This window comes from Terrimonas ginsenosidimutans (assembly GCF_022012415.1).
In the GTDB taxonomy this organism is placed as follows: Bacteria; Bacteroidota; Bacteroidia; order Chitinophagales; family Chitinophagaceae; genus Terrimonas_A; species Terrimonas_A ginsenosidimutans.
The window spans coordinates 200,564-221,018 of record NZ_JAKLTR010000011.1 but is presented as its reverse complement, the minus strand read 5'-3'; the positions used below and the strand labels follow the sequence as shown (position 1 = coordinate 221,018).

General features: G+C 46.3%; 21 protein-coding genes. 6 read left to right on the top strand and 15 right to left on the bottom strand.

What is annotated here, in order from left to right:
* Positions 1 to 11 precede the first annotated feature (11 nt).
* Positions 12 to 329, bottom strand: coding sequence for a hypothetical protein (locus tag LZZ85_RS17560; RefSeq protein ID WP_237874646.1), 318 nt, complete (start codon positions 327 to 329; stop codon positions 12 to 14).
* 112 nt (positions 330 to 441) lie between these two features.
* Positions 442 to 1,878, bottom strand: coding sequence for a sigma-54-dependent transcriptional regulator (locus tag LZZ85_RS17555; protein WP_237874645.1), 1,437 nt, complete (start codon positions 1,876 to 1,878; stop codon positions 442 to 444).
* Positions 1,879 to 2,029: 151 nt separating this feature from the next.
* Between LZZ85_RS17555 and LZZ85_RS17550 the strand changes: the two genes are divergently transcribed.
* Positions 2,030 to 2,476 (top strand): response regulator, encoded by a 447-nt coding sequence (locus LZZ85_RS17550; RefSeq protein WP_237874644.1) that lies wholly within the window; start codon positions 2,030 to 2,032, stop codon positions 2,474 to 2,476.
* Here the strand turns inward: LZZ85_RS17550 and LZZ85_RS17545 are convergent.
* From LZZ85_RS17545 to LZZ85_RS17530, 4 genes are all read right to left on the bottom strand, one after another.
* Positions 2,473 to 3,882, bottom strand: a complete 1,410-nt coding sequence (locus tag LZZ85_RS17545) for a CHASE3 domain-containing protein (RefSeq protein ID WP_237874643.1) — start codon at positions 3,880 to 3,882, stop codon at positions 2,473 to 2,475. The genes LZZ85_RS17550 and LZZ85_RS17545 overlap by 4 nt on opposite strands.
* 91 nt (positions 3,883 to 3,973) lie before the next feature.
* Positions 3,974 to 4,153, bottom strand: a complete 180-nt coding sequence (locus tag LZZ85_RS17540; protein ID WP_237874642.1) for a DUF5670 family protein — start codon at positions 4,151 to 4,153, stop codon at positions 3,974 to 3,976.
* A 146-nt stretch (positions 4,154 to 4,299) separates the two neighbouring features.
* The gene (locus LZZ85_RS17535; RefSeq protein WP_237874641.1) at positions 4,300 to 4,470 is read right to left on the bottom strand and encodes a DUF1328 family protein; all 171 of its coding nucleotides are present in this window, start codon (positions 4,468 to 4,470) and stop codon (positions 4,300 to 4,302) included.
* A 249-nt stretch (positions 4,471 to 4,719) separates the two neighbouring features.
* Positions 4,720 to 4,857 (bottom strand): hypothetical protein, encoded by a 138-nt coding sequence (locus LZZ85_RS17530; protein WP_237874640.1) that lies wholly within the window; start codon positions 4,855 to 4,857, stop codon positions 4,720 to 4,722.
* 9 nt (positions 4,858 to 4,866) lie between these two features.
* On the opposite strand from LZZ85_RS17530, the gene obgE reads away from it, so the two are divergent.
* Positions 4,867 to 5,880 carry a GTPase ObgE gene (gene obgE / locus LZZ85_RS17525; protein ID WP_349291745.1) on the top strand — a complete coding sequence of 338 codons (1,014 nt, stop codon included), beginning with the start codon at positions 4,867 to 4,869 and terminating at the stop codon, positions 5,878 to 5,880.
* Positions 5,881 to 6,006: 126 nt separating this feature from the next.
* Here the strand turns inward: obgE and LZZ85_RS17520 are convergent, their stop codons facing one another.
* Together LZZ85_RS17520 and LZZ85_RS17515 are read right to left on the bottom strand one after the other, a co-directional pair.
* Positions 6,007 to 7,116 carry a mandelate racemase/muconate lactonizing enzyme family protein gene (locus LZZ85_RS17520; RefSeq protein WP_237874638.1) on the bottom strand — a complete coding sequence of 370 codons (1,110 nt, stop codon included), beginning with the start codon at positions 7,114 to 7,116 and terminating at the stop codon, positions 6,007 to 6,009.
* Positions 7,117 to 7,146: 30 nt separating this feature from the next.
* Complete coding sequence (locus tag LZZ85_RS17515; protein ID WP_237874637.1) at positions 7,147 to 7,761, bottom strand: DNA-3-methyladenine glycosylase family protein; 615 nt, start codon at positions 7,759 to 7,761, stop codon at positions 7,147 to 7,149.
* A 65-nt stretch (positions 7,762 to 7,826) separates the two neighbouring features.
* Here LZZ85_RS17515 and mnmC2 point away from each other — a divergent pair, with 65 nt between their 5' ends.
* On the top strand, positions 7,827 to 8,498 hold the full coding sequence (mnmC2, locus tag LZZ85_RS17510) for a tRNA (5-methylaminomethyl-2-thiouridine)(34)-methyltransferase MnmC2 (protein ID WP_237874636.1): 672 nt from the start codon (positions 7,827 to 7,829) through the stop codon (positions 8,496 to 8,498).
* A 90-nt stretch (positions 8,499 to 8,588) separates the two neighbouring features.
* Here mnmC2 and LZZ85_RS17505 read toward each other — a convergent pair whose 3' ends face one another.
* A complete protein-coding gene (locus LZZ85_RS17505) occupies positions 8,589 to 8,879 on the bottom strand; it encodes a putative quinol monooxygenase (RefSeq protein WP_237874635.1) in 291 nt (96 codons plus the stop codon).
* Entirely contained in the window at positions 8,876 to 9,490 is a 615-nt protein-coding gene (locus LZZ85_RS17500; protein ID WP_237874634.1) for an NAD(P)H-dependent oxidoreductase, read from the bottom strand. The genes LZZ85_RS17505 and LZZ85_RS17500 overlap by 4 nt, the downstream gene beginning before the upstream one ends.
* A gap of 96 nt (positions 9,491 to 9,586) precedes the next feature.
* Here LZZ85_RS17500 and LZZ85_RS17495 point away from each other — a divergent pair, with 96 nt between their 5' ends.
* Complete coding sequence (locus LZZ85_RS17495) at positions 9,587 to 10,507, top strand: LysR family transcriptional regulator (RefSeq protein WP_237874633.1); 921 nt, start codon at positions 9,587 to 9,589, stop codon at positions 10,505 to 10,507.
* Between the two features lie 106 nt (positions 10,508 to 10,613).
* Here the strand turns inward: LZZ85_RS17495 and cysS are convergent, their stop codons facing one another.
* The 5 genes from cysS to rlmD all read right to left on the bottom strand — a co-directional run bounded on the left by cysS (position 10,614) and on the right by rlmD (position 16,697).
* Positions 10,614 to 12,104 carry a cysteine--tRNA ligase gene (cysS, locus tag LZZ85_RS17490; RefSeq protein WP_237874632.1) on the bottom strand — a complete coding sequence of 497 codons (1,491 nt, stop codon included), beginning with the start codon at positions 12,102 to 12,104 and terminating at the stop codon, positions 10,614 to 10,616.
* A gap of 160 nt (positions 12,105 to 12,264) precedes the next feature.
* Positions 12,265 to 13,392: an endonuclease/exonuclease/phosphatase family protein gene (locus LZZ85_RS17485; protein WP_237874631.1), complete on the bottom strand. Its 1,128-nt coding sequence runs from the start codon at positions 13,390 to 13,392 to the stop codon at positions 12,265 to 12,267.
* An 87-nt stretch (positions 13,393 to 13,479) separates the two neighbouring features.
* A complete protein-coding gene (locus tag LZZ85_RS17480; protein WP_237874630.1) occupies positions 13,480 to 14,406 on the bottom strand; it encodes a rhomboid family intramembrane serine protease in 927 nt (308 codons plus the stop codon).
* A 56-nt stretch (positions 14,407 to 14,462) separates the two neighbouring features.
* Positions 14,463 to 15,203: a rhomboid family intramembrane serine protease gene (locus LZZ85_RS17475; RefSeq protein ID WP_237874629.1), complete on the bottom strand. Its 741-nt coding sequence runs from the start codon at positions 15,201 to 15,203 to the stop codon at positions 14,463 to 14,465.
* Between the two features lie 60 nt (positions 15,204 to 15,263).
* Positions 15,264 to 16,697: a 23S rRNA (uracil(1939)-C(5))-methyltransferase RlmD gene (rlmD, locus tag LZZ85_RS17470; protein WP_237874628.1), complete on the bottom strand. Its 1,434-nt coding sequence runs from the start codon at positions 16,695 to 16,697 to the stop codon at positions 15,264 to 15,266.
* Between the two features lie 223 nt (positions 16,698 to 16,920).
* Here rlmD and LZZ85_RS17465 point away from each other — a divergent pair, with 223 nt between their 5' ends.
* Positions 16,921 to 18,360, top strand: coding sequence for a TlpA family protein disulfide reductase (locus LZZ85_RS17465; protein WP_237874627.1), 1,440 nt, complete (start codon positions 16,921 to 16,923; stop codon positions 18,358 to 18,360).
* Between the two features lie 142 nt (positions 18,361 to 18,502).
* Entirely contained in the window at positions 18,503 to 20,437 is a 1,935-nt protein-coding gene (locus LZZ85_RS17460; RefSeq protein WP_237874626.1) for a peptidylprolyl isomerase, read from the top strand.
* Positions 20,438 to 20,455 lie beyond the last annotated feature (18 nt).

Genomic DNA, 20,455 nt, shown 5'->3' with positions numbered 1-20,455 from the left:
CAATGTAGCGTTCAGGATTTTCTTCCTTCAATATTGACCGGATTCGGGTAGTATACCGGGTGGAATAATGACTGTTGTAATTCGTTTTCCCGCATGACCGCCGGCTGAAACATATAACCGGGCGTTGCCGACCGTATCATTTTTTCCGAGATCTGACGCAGCGGGGAGCCTTCAACGGGAACGGATCCACGATGCAGATAGATATTTTCACCCGGGCCAGGCCCTTTTTTTATATGTTTCACCTCCATGGATGCTTTGACATCCACTTGCTTCGATGCCTGATTAAAGATCAGCGCATATATGGCGATAATTAGTAGTAACACTTTCATAAAAACAGTTGGAACGTAGGAGGATAAGGACGGAGTAACAATATTGCAAAAGATATGCCCCTTTGTTAAAGGGGCATATTATCAAAACAAAAACAATGTTTCGGATGTATGACTATTCCTGGTCCTGGAAGTTCTTGATCTTGTTATACAGCGTTTTTCTGTCAATATTCAGCATCTCTGCCGCTTTCTTTTTATTGAAGTTAACCTGTTGCAAAACAGCCATGATGGTTTCATATTCTGCACGGCTCGCTGCATCCTTTAGATCCAGCTCTTTTTTTGGAGCCGGTATTGAAATGGGCGAAGTCGTAGCGGCCGGCTTTTCAGGTCCTGCGGCTGCCGCAAGCGAATTAGCGTTGGTGATCTCCCAGGGAAGTGATGCAGCCGAGATCTTCTCTCCGGCAGGGGTCAGCAGCACTGCTCTGCGCACCACATTCCTGAATTCGCGGAGGTTTCCCGGCCATGAATATTGCAGGAAAGTTTGCATAACACTATCCTCGATCCCAGCTACTTCCTTGCCTAACTCTGTGCTTGTTTTGTCAAGGAAGAATTCAGCAAACGCCAGTATATCATCCTGCCGTTGCCTCAATGGCGGCAGGTTAACAGAAAACTCATTGAAACGGTGATAAAGATCTTCGCGGAACTTTCCTTTGCGGTAGGCATCCTGGAGGTTCTCATTTGATGCAACAATGATCCGTACATCCACATTCATTTCCTTATTGCCACCCACACGCTTGAACTTTCTTTCCTGGATCACCCGCAAGAGTGTTGCCTGAACATCCAGGGAGAGATTTCCCACTTCATCAAGAAACAGGGTACCGCCATCGGCAAGTTCAAAATGACCTTCTTTATCCTGTAATGCACCGGTGAATGCCCCTTTCACATGGCCGAACAATTCACTGCCTGCCAGCTCTTTAGATAATGTACCACAGTCCATTGCCACGAACGGCTTGCCGTTACGGTTGCTGCGGTCATGTATAGTTTTCGCAATTACTTCTTTACCGGTTCCGCTCTCTCCATATAATATAATACTGTAATTGGTTCCGGCTACGATATTGATCTGATCATATAATGCCCTGGTAGCGGAAGCTTTCCCGATCATGAATTCACCATCGGCACCACTCGTTTTTCCAGCCCTGACCTTGTTGCCAGAAGCAGTATTATCAACCGGAGCGGCGGCAACCGGAGCTGTTGACTGAATTGCCTTATTCACCACATTCAACACCTCATCAGGAATCAATGGTTTAACTATATAGTCATATGCGCCCATCTTGATCACTTCAACGGCCGTTTTTATGTCGGAGTAGCCCGTGATCATCAGCACCTTTACAGATGGATTTTCTTTTCGCAATGAAGTGAGCACATTTATACCCTCCATATCGCCAAGACGATAATCGCAGATAACAAGATCAAATTTGCCCTCGGTGAACTTTGTAATTCCCTTACTACCGGAATATGCCATTTCTACTTCGTAACCATTCTTGGTGAGAAACCTGCCCAGTAGGGTACATAAATCCATATCATCATCAATAATGAGGATTTTTTTGCTCATAACACGCAGATTGTTTAATAGATGAAATTAACGCTTTCTTTTGAGTAACGCTTTGTAATAAGCATAAAATCATGCCGGACTTAGAAAATTCGCTATCCGTGAATACCCTTAATTCGTTTGGCAAAAAAATTGTTTCATTGTTGCCGTGAATATGAAAAGTGTAATACCCAACACCCTCTCACCCGTTGTAATGGTTGATGAAAAAAGTAAGCCACAGGCTCTTATTATTGATGACGAAGTAGATATCTGTTATCTGCTAAAGGGCATTTTGCGCTATAAAAATATTCAATCGGAATACGTGACCAGCCTCACTGCCGCTAAAAACAAGGTAATAGAGCAGGCACCCAGCGTTATATTCCTTGATAATTACCTGAAAGACGGCTTTGGGATTGAAAATATCAGCTATTTCAAAAGCAAGTTCCCTAAGTGTAAACTTGTAATGATCACAGCGCACGATACCGCAAATGATCGTGAGCGGGCCTATAACGCCGGAGCTGATTTTTTCATCGGAAAGCCCTTTACGAGAGATATTATATTGAAAACCATTGAAAAGATCGGGCTGATGACTTCAGAAAACGGGGAAACATTTCCCCATTAGTCCATTTTTTCCTTTCTCGTACTCAGTGATACAATAAACGACGAACCCATTCCTTCTTCACTTCTGACATTTATATTTCCTTTATGATTAAGGATGATATTCTGCGTATTTGTCAGGCCAAGACCATTGCCTTTTGGTTTACCCGTAAAATAAGGTTCAAACAGTTTCTGCAGGGTATCCTCGTCCATACCCAACCCGTTGTCAGAGATCTCGACCACACATCGATCCCCTGCTTTACGCGTGGAAATAGTCAGTATCCCCCGTTCCTGCGGCATTGCCTCGATAGCATTGACGATGATATTCAGGAATGCCAGTTTCATTTTTTCCCGATCCATCAGGATGGTGCCGATCCCCGGCTCATAGGTCTTCTTGACTTTGATCTTATTAAGCTCGATCCTGTCACCAGCCAGTTCAAGCGTTTCGTCAAGAAGCTGATTGATGTCACCGGAAGTATATTCCAGTTGGGCAAATCTCGTTGAGTTCAGAAGGTCTGATACCAACTGGTTGATCCGTACGACGTTCCGGCTGATCATATCCAGCAACAGCTCAGACTCAGGATTATTTGTTGCGAAGTCTTTTAATTGCTCCGATGCCAGTGAAATATTCGTCAATGGATTTCTGACTTCATGTGCGATCGTACGTGCGATACGCCCTGTGGACGTAAATTTCTCCACGCTTTTAAGCACCTCAAGCTCTTCGTTCACCTGCTTCAATTCCTTTACCCGCTCTTCCAGTTCCAGGCTGTACCGCTTTGCCTTGTCATCTGACGCTTCTTTTTCCTTGCTGCCTCTGTTATAAATGAACAATGAGTAAAAGATAGTAACGAGTACTACAACCAATGAGCTGATAGAGATGATCTCGGTACCGGCAAAAAAGTTCTGCAGCCTGTCGTTACGTTCGCTTCGCAAAACCTGTTCTTCACTTTTGATCTTCGAGATCAGTGCTCGTATACTGTCCACGTTCAGCCTCGCAGATTCTCTTTTGGACAACAGGGAATCGGAAACAACAAGACCGTTATTCCGGAATACCGTGATCACTTTATCGAGATGATCCATTCTGCGAATGATCAGCCGCTGCAGCGTATCAAGTTCTTCTTTGTATGACTTATTATCTGATGTAAGATTTTTCAGTTCGCTGAAAAGAGGAATGACATTTTTCGAACCACTGATATAAGGGGAAAGAAAGCGCTCATCTTTTGTCAGAAAAAATCCTCTGACACCTGTTTCGGCATCGATTAGCTCTGCCTTGAGTGTTTCAAGATTGGCAATTACGAGATGAGAATGAGTTACCTGCCTTGTTTCGCTTTTCTGTTTGTATATCGTAAAAAAAACCAGAAAATAGGAAGTCAGCAATAACACGAAAGCGATGAAATAACCCCAACGGATCGTCCCTTTAGATAGCGGCATATGACTGGTTAATCTGTCTAATCTGTAAAGCATTACTAAAATACTAAATATTATTACAGATTTCTTCCAGATGCATAAATGAAAAGTACGATCATGCTGGTTTCGTCTTTGGTTCCATAAGTGCTTTTGGGGTCAATATGATTGCCTGCATACAGAAGATAGCTGCAATGATCAGGCAGATATGAATAAAGGTTCCTGCGTTCCAGACGAAAAACCCAAGTACCCAACTCAATATTAACAGGGCCGCTATAATAAATAATGCTCTTTTCATTTTCTCAGAATTATATAGTGTGTAAGGAAAAAATGATGCCAGTGGATTTCCGGATCGGGTCATTTTCTCAAAATGTTTTTTGCTTCCGGACAAAAAAAACCGGCAACGTTTTGTCGCCGGTTTATCATTCTGTTTTTCCATCGTTGTTAAACATCACTTCTAACCGAACGACCGAATATAAGTGAAAGAATAAACAGGATCAGAAAAATAAAGAATAAAATCTTAGCGATGGATGCGGCACCAGCTGCGATCCCACCGAATCCGAAAATTGCTGCAACAATGGCAATGATCAGAAATACTACTGTCCAACGTAACATAACAAATAATTTAAGGTTATAAACAATCATGTTTCCTGGCCTTAATGTACCTCACCGGTTGAACTGGCATAACTATCTTTCCAGGGCTTTGCGTCTTACTATGAATTTTCATCCGGTCAGCCGGTTTGGTTTCGGTAGTTCTCACTACCCGTAAATAAGGCTTTTTTTCTATTTTGACTTTTGCGTCCATGTATTACTCTTTAAAAAAACCGTGCCGCACCGATTCACGCCATAGCTTTAGATACCTGATCATTTTTTTGTGGAATATTCACCCCCGAAAGCGGGAAATGTGAAATGAATGGCCGTTGTTCGTTCTCCATTCACCGTTGATCTGGCAGCGGTGAATGGAGAACGGGCAACAGCTGCTTTCTCCGTATCTTCGCACATTCAAATTTTTTGACATTGGAGAAGAGCAATTTTGTAGACCAGATACGCATATTCTGCCGCAGCGGCCACGGTGGACCAGGAAAGAGGCATTTTATGCGTAACAAGTTGACCGCCCTGGGCGGTCCGGACGGTGGCGACGGCGGAAGAGGTGCCCATATCATCCTGAAAGGCAACCGGAACCTCTGGACCCTCCTTCACCTGCGTTATTACAAGAACGTGCTGGCAGAAGACGGTGAGGGCGGCGGAGATAATAATAAGACAGGCCGATTCGGAAAAGACATTGTCATCGAAGTGCCCCTCGGTACCATCGCTCGTGACGAAGAAACAGGCGCACAGGAAGTAGAGATCCTGAATGACGGACAGGAGGTGATCTGGATGCCTGGCGGTAAAGGCGGATTGGGCAACAGCAATTTTGCCACCTCCACCAACCAGGCTCCCGAATATGCACAACCCGGCCTTCCCGGCCTTGAAGGCTGGAAAGTACTCGAACTTAAGGTTCTGGCAGATGTGGGCCTCGTCGGCTTCCCTAATGCGGGAAAATCAACCCTGCTGTCCGTGATCACCGCGGCAAAGCCTAAGATCGCCGACTACGCGTTTACCACCATCACCCCTAACCTTGGAATGGTTGAATACCGGGACGGGAAAAGCTTTTGTATTGCCGACCTGCCTGGGATCATTGAAGGAGCTGCCGAAGGAAAAGGACTCGGACATCGTTTCCTGCGCCATATCGAACGGAACTCCATCCTCCTGTTCCTCATCCCCGCAGACAGCAATGACCACAGGAAAGAATTCGATATCCTCGTATCTGAACTGGAACAATATAATGCGGAACTGCTTCACAAACAGTTTGTGATCGCGATCAGCAAAAGCGATATGCTTGATGATGAACTGACGGCAGCGATCAAAAAGGAACTTCCGGAAGACATCCCGCATCTGTTCATCTCCTCGGTCACCAATAAAGGTTTGACTGAATTGAAGGACATGCTTTGGAAAGTATTGAATACACCGGTAGATCCTGAATAGAGCCTGCGTATAAGCACTGCAAAGCCCGCAAAATAACCCAAAAGGACGCCATGTATTACTTTGCGTTCGTTTCGGTTACTCCGCGGGCTTTGCGTTACTTCAATTCCAATATTCTTTCCCGAATAACTAAACCACCACCTGTTGCATCTTTCTGAGCCAGCTCTCGCTGATCGTTGCTCCCAGCCCCGCAACTTCCGGCACCCTCACCACGCCATTTCTCTCATAAACGATGCCTCCAGTGACAGGGTCTTCAGAAAACATCAGCGCCGTATCAAAATCAAAATGCTCGATCGCCGGACTGGAAAGTGAAAAATGCGCGAAAGCCGTCATTGCCAGTCGGGACTCCATGAAGGCCCCTACCTGCAAATGGATGCGCGCGGCTTCCGCCAGTTTCACCATTTTCAATCCTTTGAATATACCGCCTGACTTCCCCAGTTTGATATTCATATAATCGCAGGCTCCCAGTTGGATCAGTCTTTCCACATCATGATCATCGCCACAGCTTTCATCGGCCATGATCGGGATCGGGCTTTCCTGGCGCACCCAGGGCAATTGCATAAAGTTCCATCGCGCGATCGGTTCCTCGCAATGCTGAATGCCATATGGCTCCAGCGCCCTGAGGGTGGTGATCGCTTCATCTACACCCCAGCCCTGGTTGGCGTCTATACGAAGCGGGATTTCATTGCCAACCCTTTCGCGGATCGCGCGGATGCGCTGCACATCCGTTTCTCCGTTCTTACCCAGCTTGATCTTGATCGCAGGATATCCCTCTTCTTTTATCTTCCAGGCATCCTCCGCCATTTTCATTGGCTCACCGATACTCACCGTATAATCGGTGATGATCGTTTTATTCGTATTTCCTCCCAGAAACGCGTACAAAGGCAGTCCGGCTTTCTGAGAAGCGATATCATAAAGCGCCATGTCAAATGCACTCTTGATGCTTGCATTCCCATACATCAGCTTATCCATCGCGTCGATATGGTCTTCTATCTGCAGCGGATCTTTTCCTTTCAGTAATTGAGCGAAATACTGCCCCACCACCATCCCGGTATCTGCGCTTTCCCCGTTGATGCTCATGAACGGACTGCATTCGCCAAAGCCGGTAATGCCCTCGTTCGTCCGGATGATCACGATCACACTTTCCGCATTGTAGATCGGGCCCAGCGAGATCACAAATGGTTCCTTCAACGGAATGAATAACTTGTACAGTTCAATTTGTTCTATTTTCAGCGACATGAGTTATATTATTTATACTAAAAAATCAGGTCATCCTTTTTTCTCCGGTGCATTATCCTTCCAGCGCCAGAGATGCCTGCACGCATAGGTCCTGTAAGGTGTCCATTTGGAAGAGATCCGCAGCATATCCGCCCTGAACTTCTTTTTATCCTCCCTCTTCAGCTTATAGATCCCGATCATGGCATTCTGAATGCCGAGATCATCTATGGCAAATACATCTTCCCTTCCCAACGCAAACATCAGCAGCATTTCAACTGTCCACCGGCCAACTCCCTTGATCCGGGTAAGATACATGATCACCTCTTCATCCGTCATTTTTGCCAGCTTCCTGTGTTCCATCCCAAACTCTACAGCGAATGTTGCTACATTTTTTACATAACTCACTTTTGCATTACTAAGCCCGATGGCCCGCAAGGTTTCCGAAGGTGTATCGATCACCTGTTGCGGGGTAGGTTCTTCCCCGTCGAACAGGTTCAAAAACCGCTGATAGATCACATCCGCTACTTTAACAGACAATTGTTGGCTCATGATGGACGCACACAGGTAAAGAGGAATGTTCTTCCGCTTCTTCAGCTGGTAAGTGGTACCACCCGCAAACAACTTCTTCAGCCTTCTGTCTTTAGAAAGATGTTCTATATAATGCATGAGTGAAATTAAGGAAATGGCCCGGATGAACTACAACAATACCGATGACTTGCTAACTTTGCCGCATGCAACGGGAGATCTTTACTACAAGGGATGGTTCACACTCCATATCCATACCGGAGATGAATGTGATGTATCATTCCATCCATGGGGCTTTGCAGGAGTCGATACATGTATTTATCAGGGCAGGGCTGCATCATATACAGGAAAAGTTTCCGGATCAGGCGTTGAATATACTGGAAGTGGGATTCGGCACAGGCTTGAACGCATTACTCACTCTGCATGAATGCCTGCGGTCGCCCGTCGCTATCGGATACACCTCCCTCGAGCCCTATCCTCTCGAAAAAGAAAAGACTTCTTTGCTGAATTATCCTGCCTTACTGGAATCCCCGGAGCTGGAAAAGTATTTTGACCAGCTGCATAACAGTGAATGGGAGAAAGAGGTCCGCCTTCTCAGCAACTTTACTTTGTGCAAGAAAAAAATCCTGCTGCAGGACTTTTCCTCGTCACCGCAATTTCATGTGGTCTACTTTGACGCGTTTGCGCCTACAGCCCAGGCAGAGTTATGGACAACAGAAATGTTTGAGAAACTGTACAGGGCCATTATACCGGGAGGTATACTTGTCACCTATTGCAGCAAGTCGGTTGTTCGCAGGGCAATGGAAGCCGCCGGGTTCAAGGTAACCAAACCACAAGGGCCCTGGGGGAAACGGGAAATGTTAAGGGCGATAAAGTAACCGGATGCTCCGATACTTACCGCCCTTCTCCTACTGAAAATATGGTCGTCGATCTTATTCTACGCATCATTTGCGAAGAACAAATACTCTCTAGGTGATCAGTGTTGTTTGATAAATAGCCGGAGGTTCTGTCAAGTGATCGTTGACCAGGTCCGCGAATGCTTTTATGTAAGGCTGTTCATTGTGCGAAGCAAGTCCTTCAGCGCTTTTCCAGATCTCATAGAAAACAAAAACATTCTCCTCTGTAAGATCCTGGTGAAGCTGGTAAAGTTCATTCGCAGGTTCCTTACGTGTTTCTTCCACCATGTGGTGCAATACGGAAAGCACTTTTGCGCTGCTGCTTTCTTTTGCTTTAACGATCGCAGTTAAATAGATCTTCATGCTGCCAGTTCTTTAAGTTCAGCGGTAAAATGTTGTTCAAGGTGTTGACGGTACTTCGCCATATCCCTGTTCACATCTGCATTCTTCTCAACATCATGAAAATGAAAACTGGTCAGCGGTTTCATTCCTGTGAAAGCATTCATGCGGTGGAAGCCAAACAGCGGGCCCTCGTCTACACTCTTCTCATTAAAAAATTCACCGGGAAGAGTGAACGCAGTGTCGGGAGCATTCCAACTCGTCGTAAGCATGTATTGTCTACCATGCAACATACCACCCGTGCCATAGTTAATCTTCGGGTTATCCGATCTGCGGCCATCACTATGATAAATCCCTTTCTGATGACCAGCGGTAAACACTTCGTCAATATATTTCTTAAACCCATATGGTAGTTGAAACCACCAGATGGGTGTATGATAGACCACTACGTCCGCCCATACAAACTTCTCTACTTCTTCCACAGGATCGTAACCTTCAGAGATATTCGTTTGCTTTATCTCCGCCCCTTCCTGGCCGGCAAAAAATGAGTTCGTTTCAGCCGCTACGGTATCATTATACCGTCCGCCGGAGTGACCAAAATGCTGACCTCCATTGATTATAAATATCTTTTTCATTTGTTTTCATTTATTATAGACAGCAAAATTAAACCCGTTAGATGTATCATAGAAATAAGATGATTAATACATTTGTATTATAAAACTAATAGCAGTATGGTCAACCTGGAGTGGTATCGCACATTCAAAGCGATCTATAAAACAGGCACTTTAACCGGCGCGGCGGAAGCGTTGTTTGTCTCCCAACCCGGCGTGAGTTTGCATTTGAGCTCGCTGGAGGCTTATGTTGGATATAAGTTGTTCGACCGGACAGGACGTAAAATGATCGCCACAGAACGCGGGAAGATCTTATATAACGCCATCGCAGAACCGCTGGCAAAACTGGAAGATGTCGAAAAGAATTTTCAGCGGGCGATTGAAAAGCATACCCCAACGATCAGTGTCGGAATGTGCTTTGAGACATTTCAGATCACGCTGGAGCAATACGTTTCCTCATTACCCTTCAACCTGATCATCAGTTTTGGAGAGTATCCTGAAATGCTGGATCACCTGGAAAAGGGGATTCTTGATCTGATCATCACTCCTAAGAAAGGAATTTCTGACGCGATCGAACATGAAGCATTTTCTACAGAGACTATCGTTCTCGTAGGCGGAAAAGATGTAGATACGGCAGCCTTCAAAAAAGTACTGAAAGCAAAGAACAAACTACAGCTTGAAGACTGGCTGAAGCAGCAAAAATGGTATGGAACAACCGGCGATATGGAGCACCTGTTTCATTTCTGGAACCATAACTTCGGAAAGAAACCTGCGTTCCGGCCGAACTACATTGTGCCCAATCTGAACTCGATCGTTCGTTGCTTAAGTGGCGGAACAGGGCTGGCGGTCATACCGGATTTTCTTTGCTTCAGCGAAATAGAAGCCGGGCAGATACAATTACTTTGGGATGGTTATGAGAGATCAACGAATACATTGTACTTCGGCACACGAAAACTTACGTCTCATCAGCAGGAGATCGATCATATAAAAACACTGTTCCGTAAAGTGATGGGGAAGTTGAACAAGCGGGTAAAAGGGTGACAGTTGAGTGGCGAAGGAGTATCGCAGAGGATGGGAAAAATGCTAAGAGCGTTAAGCATATTTTGTATTCCTTAGCGCTCTTAGCAGTTATTTGCACGCGTATGCACTATTCAATTGTCCAGGACATTTCACCACCTTTTTCATCTTTCAGTGAAATTCCCAGTTTTGCCAGTTGATTCCTGATCATATCCGAAGTAACAAAGTCTTTTTTGCCTTTCGCATCCTTGCGGATGTCGATCAGCAATTGCATGATCCCCTGTAGTTTGTTGCTGTCAGCTTCCGTTACACTTTTCAATCCAAGGATATCTTCGATATACACCGTGAATTGCTTTTGCATCAGGTCGAATGTTTCTTTCGAGATGGACGAAACGGCGATCGCTTTATCCTTCATTGAATTGATCATACTGACCAGTTCGAACATATTTGCGAGCACCTTTGCCGTGCTGAAATCATCGTTCATAAACTCGTCGAACTCTGAAATAAGCCTGACTACCTTTTTATCCTGCTCATCATTTACCGGCGACGTCTCCTCCCAGTTCAGTTTCTTTAAGTGTTCGTATGCGTCCCAAAGTCTTCTCAATCCTTTTTCAGAAGCCTGCAGGGCTTCATTCCCGAAATCAAGTGTACTGCGATAGTGTGTTTGCAGAATAAAGAAACGGATCACCATCGGGTGATAGGCCTTTTCGAGAATAGGGTTATCTCCACTGAACATTTGCGTCAGGGTGATCTGGTTCCCATAACTCTTTCCCATCTTTTTACCATTGATGGTGATCATATTGTTATGGATCCAGTAACGCACCGGCGCTTCATGATTGCAGATCGTGCTTTGCGCAATTTCACTTTCATGGTGAGGGAACATCAGGTCCATTCCACCGCCATGGATATCGAATTTACTACCGAGGTATTTTGTCGCCATCGCAGAGCATTCAATATGCCAGCCGGGGAAACCAACACCCCACGGACTTTGCCAGCGCATGATATGCTCAGGCGCTGCATTTTTCCACAAAGCGAAATCCGCACGGTCACGTTTTTCTTCCTGCCCGTCCAGATCACGTGTAGTTTCCAGCAGATCATCGATCACGCGTCCGCTTAGTTTTCCGTAGTCATGGCTGGCTGCATATTTCTTTACATCAAAATAAACAGAACCATTTACTTCATAAGCATATCCTGCTTTGATGATCTCCTGAATCATTCCGATCTGCTCAACGATATGCCCGGTTGCGGTTGGTTCAATAGAAGGACGCAGTGTGTTGAACTGCTCCATTGCCCAATGAAAAAGATTCGTGTATTTCTGCACGAGTTCCATCGGCTCCAACCTCTCCAGCATTGCTTTTTTAGAGATCTTATCTTCTGCTTCCCTTCCTTCTTCTTCGAAATGTCCTGCATCAGTGATATTGCGCACATAACGGACTTTATATCCGAGATGACTGAGATAACGGAAAACGACATCAAATGTCACATAAGGGCGGGCATGTCCAAGATGACTCTCTCCGCTTACTGTTGGCCCGCACACATACATACCCACATGTCCCGGCGTGATCGGGGTAAATACTTCTTTTTGTCTGCTGTAAGAATTGTAAACTTTTAACTCGCTCATAAAATTCAAGTGAAGTGCAAAAATAGGTGAAATGAGGGAGAGCGGATGGACCTCACCCTTCGACAGGGTTAGATCGGCAGGAGTATCGCGCGCTCTGCGATACTTTGCGCGCTCTGCGATTCTTTGCGCACTCTGCGATACTCCTACGCCGGGCCTCCCTTCACTTCCCCAGCCCAATATCCGCCATGAGCATAAAATGATCGGAATACGGTTTCACAACCCTTTCAAAACCGCTTATCCGAAACAACGGATCTGCAAAAATGTAGTCGATCCTCAAGGTGGGCGCTAGTCCCGAAAATGTCCGGCCAATGCCGAAACCTTTTTTCAAAAAAGCATCCTGCATATCGCCGCGGATCTGTTTGTAAGTATAAGAATGAGGTATATCGTTCAGGTCTCCGCAAAACAGCACAGGATACGGGCTATCACCCAATACCTGTGCGATAATATCAGATTGGATCTTCCGGTTAGACATTGCCGTTCTCAACTTGCCAAAAATGGCTTTTGAGTTTGAAACCATCCCATCCTTCCCTTCGCTGATCTGCTGGATCCTCTCATAGTCGCCGCTATTGAACTGAAGCGACTGGAGATGCGTTGTATAAACGCGGATCGTATCCTTACCGACTTTTATATCTGCATGCATCAATGCATCAGGAAGCGTTGGCCTTGGATAACGGATCAGCCCGCTGTCAATGATCGGGTAACGGGAGAATATGACGCTGCCAGTGTAGTGACTGTCACCGTCATCATCATGTGAAAAGAAATAGTATGGGTAATTGAAATGACGGCTGATATAAGTAAGATTCGGATAATAATCGGAAGCCCGTGAATGAAAGAATTCCTGGAGGCAGAGGATATCAGCATTGCTTTGCTGTATCTGTTCCATCATGCGCAGACGTGTCTGGCTTCCTTTGTTGTTATTTCGTTTCATTTCAACAAACCGGGCTACATTCCATGTAGCAAGGCGAACTGTTGATGAATCCTTTGCGTGTGGAGGCAATCCGTTTGCGGATGAAACATGAAAAGCAAACAATGTGCTGATGCCGCGGATGCCGAATATCAATACGATAGCGGAGATAAGCGCGAGTCGCTTTTTTACAAACAACCAGCCGATCATAAACAGGATAACGATCAATAACAAAACAGGAAACCCGAGGCCGGTAAATGAAATGAACCACCATTTATCAGGGTCAAGCGAAGGCGCAATGCATGCCAGCAGAAAGGCAATTGCCGCCACCACGTTGAGAAAAACCAGGAAACCTTTTGTAAATACACGCACCTTACTGGCCATATGACGAATTTCCTGATTTCAAGCCAATTTGCAGTAATGTTTTTGCTAAAAAACAGTTACAGGCTGATCTGCGGAAATATGCGGGAGCTAAATATCTTCTTTGCTGGCCCGGCGAAGAAGTTCCTTTTCGTCATCTGTAAGTGCGCTGTAGCCTTTCTGACTGATCTTGTCCAGGATCTCATCCACCCGTTGAGAAGTTACATTAGGCGTCTTTTTATAGGGGCGTGTGCCTGATTTATAGAAAAGGTCCGTCTTTACGTTCCTGCCTTTTCTCGGCTTTTCAGGATCGAACAGATCATTTACCCAGTCAAATGCATTATTCATCCAGGCTCCGAGGTCATGCCCGCGGCGGAATGCCACTACAAAGAGGAAACCTGCGAGGGCGCCGGCCAGGTGAGCAATATGACCGCCGGGGTTTGAGATATTGATGGAGGCAAGATCTATGATCAGGTACAAAATAGTGATCACCCAGATCGGAATACCACCGTTAAGCATGGGAAAGATCCTGTAACCGGGAGCGATGGTGGTCACTGCTGCGGCAATCGCCATTACACCCGCGGAAGCGCCGAAGGCGCTTGTAACACCTAAAAACGGCTTCAATGTGGGAAGAATATTATACGAAAGGATAAAGGCCAGGGCTCCCAGCAATGCGCCATAGATATAGATCGGGAAGATCTTCCGGTTGCCGGTAAGGTCCTGCAGAATATAACCGAATGTCCATAACCAGAGCATATTACCCAATACATGCCAGGTGTCAATGTGAACGAACATATGGGTCAGGATCGTCCATGGTCTGCCCAGGATCTGCGCTGGCTCAGCCGGTAGCGCAAACCACTTGAGTACACGTGACTGGAATGCAACAGATGCACCATCCCCGAACTGAAGATAATAGATCGCCTGGATGAAGATGAGTATCACGAACAGCACAAGGTTTATGGCGACCAGCATGATCAGCGCATTTTTAGCCTGTGCAAGGGAAAGACGTTTTTGATATTCCTGTTCGTGGTATGCCATACAGCTTGTAATTAGAGCGAAAAAGGGTGAAAGGACTGGACAATTACTACCAGCTTCTAATAAAACGTCCGGCGGTTGTTTTTGTTCCAGATAAATACAATAATAAAGCCGGTTATTGCGCCTCCAAGGTGGGCAAAGTGGGCGATATTATCTCCTGCAATATTGGCTACTCCTCCGAATAGATCGATCGCAGCATATCCGAGGACCAGCCATTTTGCTTTGATCGGTACGGGAATGAACATCATATAAAATTCTGTATTCGGGAACAGATAAGCGAACGCCGCCATAAGTCCCATTACCGCACCCGATGCGCCCACGGCCGGAGCAAGGGCTCCAATATTGCTGATTATTGCCTGCTCATTGTTAGACTCTAACGCAGCCAGCAACGGTTCTGCCCTGAAATATTGAATGGTCAGGTGAAGCGCCGCCGCACCTACCCCACTGCAGAGGTAAAAGAAAAGAAACCGTTTAGGGCCCCAGATATTCTCCAGCGTTCGTCCAAACATCCACAGGGTGAACATATTGAACAGGATATGGAAAAACGACGAGGTAGAATGCGTGAAGAAATGGGTCGCAATCTGATAAGGCTTGAACGTCTGATCATCCGTAATAATACCCGAAAGTATCAATTGCGCCTTGAGTTGCTCAGGTATGATAGGCCACATTGCCAGCTTATGCGTAAGATTGATCTGGCTATCAAACAATAATTGCGCGACAAAAACCAGCGCATTAATGATGATAAGGTTTTTTACGATCGGGGGAAATTGCTCCGGCCGCGTATAACGGTAGTCATTCATGACAGCAAATTTAAGCTAACGGAATAAGAGGAGAAAGGATGTACAGCTTTCTTACGTTTTTTAGTCTTTCGTTTTGAGTTTCAGTTGCACCACATTCTCAATATGCAGTGTGTGGGGGAACATATCGACGGGTTGGATCTTTGTCACCTCATACTTTTCATCCAGCCAGTTCAGGTCGCGCGCCTGCGTCGCCGGGTTACAGCTCACATACACCACAGTTGGCGCAGCCATATCGAGGATCTTCCTCACCAGCTTTTCATGCATTCCTGCCCGTGGCGGATCGGTAATGATCACATCCGGTTTGCCATGTTTTTCAAAAAACGCATCATCACAGATATCGATCACATCACCTGCATAAAACTCCGCATCCTGAAGCTGGTTGATCGACGCATTCACTTTAGCATCCTCGATCGCTGCCGGGATCACCTCCACACCGATGATCTTTTTCGCACCGGGGCTAACAAAAATGCCAATGCTGCCCGTGCCGCAATAAAGATCATAGACCGTTTCCTTACCTGTCAGTTCTGCGAACTCGCTGGTAATGCGGTAAAGCTGTTCTCCCTGGCGGGTATTTGTTTGGAAAAATGATTTCGGTCCGATCTTGAAGAAAAACTCTTTTCCGCCATCAGCAATAGCCAGCTTTTCCATCACGTAGCCTTTGCCATGATATGCTACCGGCTCAAGATCAAACATGCTATCGTTCTTTTTCGTGTTGATCGTGTAAAGCAGCGTGGTGATGGAAGGAAATTTATCCAGTACATAGTTCAGCAAAGCCTCCCGCTTTTCACGATTGTCTTCACCAAACACAATGTTGATCATCAGTTCACCCGTCGTGCAAAGGCGGACAAGCATGGTCCGCATGAATCCCTGGTGATTCCGGATATCATAGAAGGAATAGTCATTCTTCCGGGCGAATTCCCGGATCGCGAGGCGGATCTGGTTGGTTGGCTCTTCCTGCAGATGACAGGTTTCAATATCTACGATCTTGTCGAACATCCCCCGTGCATGGAAGCCCGCCACATCCTGCATACCATTCACAGCCGGATCATTCAGTTCTTCTTTGCGCAGGTAGCGCTTGTTCCCGAAGGTATACTCGATCTTATTGCGGTAATATCTCGTCTCTTTCGCGCCCAGGATCGGTTGGATCACCGGCAGAGCCACTTTCCCGATGCGCTGCAGATTGTCTCTCACCTGCTTTTCCTTGTATTGCAACTGCTTTGTATATGGCAGCATCTGCCATTGGCAGCCCCCGCAAACGCCAAAATGCTGGCAAAAAGGCTCTACTCTTTCCGGCGAATAACTATGAAATTTCAGTGGGAATCCTTCCGCCCAGTCTTTTTTATTCTTACCCAGCCGGACATCCACTACATCTCCGGGTACCACACCCTCAATAAAAACCACTTTTCCGTCCACTTTGGCGAGGGATTTCCCTTCAGCCGCATAATCTTCCACCAAAACCTGGGGGAGAACGATATTTTTCTTTTTTCTGCTCACGGGCGCGAATGTACGAAAAAGGCGATGGCCGATGGTCGATGACCATTGGACGATCATCAATCATTCAAAGTAAATGTCTTGTCTTATCGAACCATTTTGTCTGCGAACGCGTCCGGGCAAGGTGATTTACCTTCCGCAGCCAGCAAACCGCGCAACAGCCATCTGTCATCGCCTTTTGCTGGCCGGAAAACTATTTCTAACTTTATCCGACTATTCATCTCTTATGAAGAAATTGATCCTCATTCCTTTAATTGGAGTAAGTGCCTGGGTGGCCGCTCAAAAAGGATATGAAATAAAAGTGACGCTGAAGCCCATCGTAAACCAGTATGTATACCTGGGGCATTATTCGGGTAAGCAGTTCCCGGTGGTAGACTCGGTGATGCTGAATGACAAAAGTGAAGGTGTTTTTAAAGGAGATAAAGCCCTTGGAGGCGGGATCTATATTATCGCCTATCCGAAAAAAGACCGTTTCCTTGAAGTACTCGTGGATAAACAACAGCATTTCAGTGTGATCGCTGATACAAGTGACCCGATCCGGAAGAGAAAGTTTGTGAATTCACCAGAAAATGACGCTTTCTCCCTGTATCAGCAGGAGATGTCCAACAAAGGAAGAAAGATCGATTCCCTCAATTCTTTGCTGAGAGCAACCCGGAATCCGGGAGATTCCGCTCGCTTTACTGCGGAAATGAAAAAAGCTACTGATGAGATCACCGCATTCCGCAAACAGGTTTCGTCTACAAACCCTAACAGCCTGCTCACGGTGCTGATGCACCTGATGGAGGAACCCAAAGTCCCTCCCGCCAGCCAGCATCCTGGTGGAAAATACGATTCGACCTTTGCCTATCGCTATTTTAAAGATCATTACTGGGACGGTATCGATTTCTGGGATGACCGTATCACCCGTACCCCGGCATCCCTGTTTGAAGAACGCGTCGACAAGTACTTCAACACACTTGTTTATCCTTCGCCGGACTCGGTAAATAAAGAGATCGACCGCATGCTGGCCTTTGCGAGCCCGAGCAAGGAAGTGACCCGCATCCTGCTCGTCCGCTTTGTGACCCGCTACCTGAATATGCGCTATATGTGGGAAGATGCCGTTTTTGTCAACCTGTTTACAAAATACTTTTCCCAGAAAGAATATGACTGGCTTACGCCTCAGGGGAAAAAGATGATCACTGACCGTGCGTACAGCCTGATGGCAAATATCATGGGCAATCCAGCAGAAAATATCTCCCTGCCGGATACAGCAGGTGTGGTAAAGAATCTTTATGGTGATACCGCACGCTTTACGGTTGTCACTTTCTGGGATCCTACCTGCGGCCATTGCCGGGAAACACTTCCCTTGCTGGACTCGATGTACCGGGCAAAATGGAAAGCTGCCGGCGTAAAAATGTTCTCTGTAGCGAAAGAAACAGACGGCACGAAGAATGACTGGCTCAAATTCGTCCGCGAACATCGCCTGGGCGAATGGACCAATGTCTATTATTCAAAAGAAGAAGAGGATAAACGTATATCGGCCGGTATCCCTGGCTATTCGCAACTTTATGATGCACAGATTGTACCAACCGTTTACCTGCTGGATAAAGAGAAAAGGATCGTTGCAAAAAAACTGACCTGGCAACAGACAGATGAGATCCTTCAGCTGAAATTAAAACAACCCTGAGTTCAGGCGCGGCTGACGGTGCCAAACGCCGGCACCACGCCCACCGTTCTATCCGCCATAGCACTGGTGAAGGCGGAAGCTTTACGACAGGAGGGCACTAACCCTGACCTTATACCGTTATACTCTTTTTGAAACCATCACTATGATCAAACACTGGCTGCACGCAACCCTGTTTTGCCTGATAACAGCATCGGCTTCGTCACAAACACTCTTTACCTACGGCTCGCATAAGGCCAGTTCAGAAGAGTTTATGAAAGCGTTCCACAAGAATAATCCGCCCGGCAACAGATCAAAGGCGGAGGCCATGAAGGAATATCTTGAGTTGTATATCAATTCAAAGCTGAAGATCCAGACGGCTTACGATCTTGGCTACGATACCCTTGCACAAATCAAGCTCGAAACAGAAAACCTGAGGAATACGATCGTTGATAACTATATGAGCGATCCTGAAGCCGTAACCCGTCTTTCCAAAGAAGCCTTTCAGCGAAGCCTCAAAGACATTCGCGCAGCACATATTTTCATCTCATTTACCTCTAAAGATGGCCTGTCAGATACAGCGGCAGCAAAAGCGAAGCTGACCGGCGCAGAGAAGCGGCTGGCAAAGGGTGATGACTTTCTTACAGTGGCACAACAACTTTCAGACGATCCTGCAGCTGCATCCAACAAAGGTGATCTCGGCTTTGTAACGGTATTCACCCTGCCTTATGAACTGGAAACCCTGCTTTACTCAACACCCGCAGGCCGTCATTCAAAAGTGTATACATCAAAAGCTGGTTATCATATTTTCAAAAACATCAGCGAACGAAAAGCCCTTGGGAAGATCAGGGTCCAGCAGATCCTGCTGGCTTTTCCTCCGGCAGCAAGTGATGCCGTAGACAGGAAAACCGCACAACTTGCGGACTCCCTTTATCTGCGCATTCTCAAAGGCGATGACTTTGGAAAACTGGCAGCTTCATTCAGCGATGACCATAACAGCGCTGCCCGCGATGGATTGACGCCGGAGATCGGTGTTGGTGAATATGATCAGCAATTCGAAAAAGCAGTATGGGCCCTTGCAAAGGACGGGGATGTAAGCAAACCTTTTAAAACATCTCATGGCTATCATATTGTAAAACGGCTTCGGCTCATCCCGGTTATAACCAATGCAGCTGATAAGGAAAACAATCAGCAGCTCGAAATGCGTGTTAGGGCCGATGACCGCTGGAAAACGGCAAAAGATTTCATTTACACCCGCGTAAAAAGCAAGCCGGGCATTCAGCAATCAGGCATTAAGGAGTCGACTATTTGGGCCGTTACAGACAGTATGATCGCAGGCCGGCAGGCACAGAACATCAATATGGATACGGAGGTATTTCATATCGGCACTTCAATATTCCGTTTTTCTGACTGGTTGCAACATGTGCAATCATACCGTTACATGCCAGGTGGCGCCACTGTCCGCCCTTATCCGTCGCTGATGGAAGAGTTTAAAAACAATGCGATGTACCAGTACTACCGCGATCACCTGGAGGACTATAATGAAGACTTCAGGAACCAGATGGCCGAATTCCGGGATGGCAATCTCTTCTTCGAGGTAATGCAACGCGAAGTATGGAACAAAGCGCAAACAGATACTGCTGAACTGGAAAAACTTTATGAGAAGAATAAAGCGCAGTATATCTGGCAACCAAGCGCTGATGCGATCGTATTCTTCTCCAATGACCAGGGCGTTGCCAAATCACTTGCGGAAGAGCTTAAAAAAAGCCCCACCGCCTGGAAGGCCCTCGCAGAAAAATATAATGAGAAAGTTGTGGGAGATTCTGCCCGTTATGAATGGACCCAGCTCCCCGGCCAAACCAAAGAAACGCCCAAAGCCGGCACCGTCACTTCCATGACCCTGAACCAGGCCGATAATACCGCCTCTTTTGCCTACATTATCAAAGTGTATCCGCAACAGGGCATACGGTCCTTCAACGAAGCAAAGGGTTTGGTGATGAACGATTACCAGACACTGCTTGAAACCGAATGGATCAAAAAGCTCAGAGCAAAATACCCTGTATCTGTCAATCAGCCGGCATTAAATACGCTGATCAAATAACGCGGATTTCACGAATTG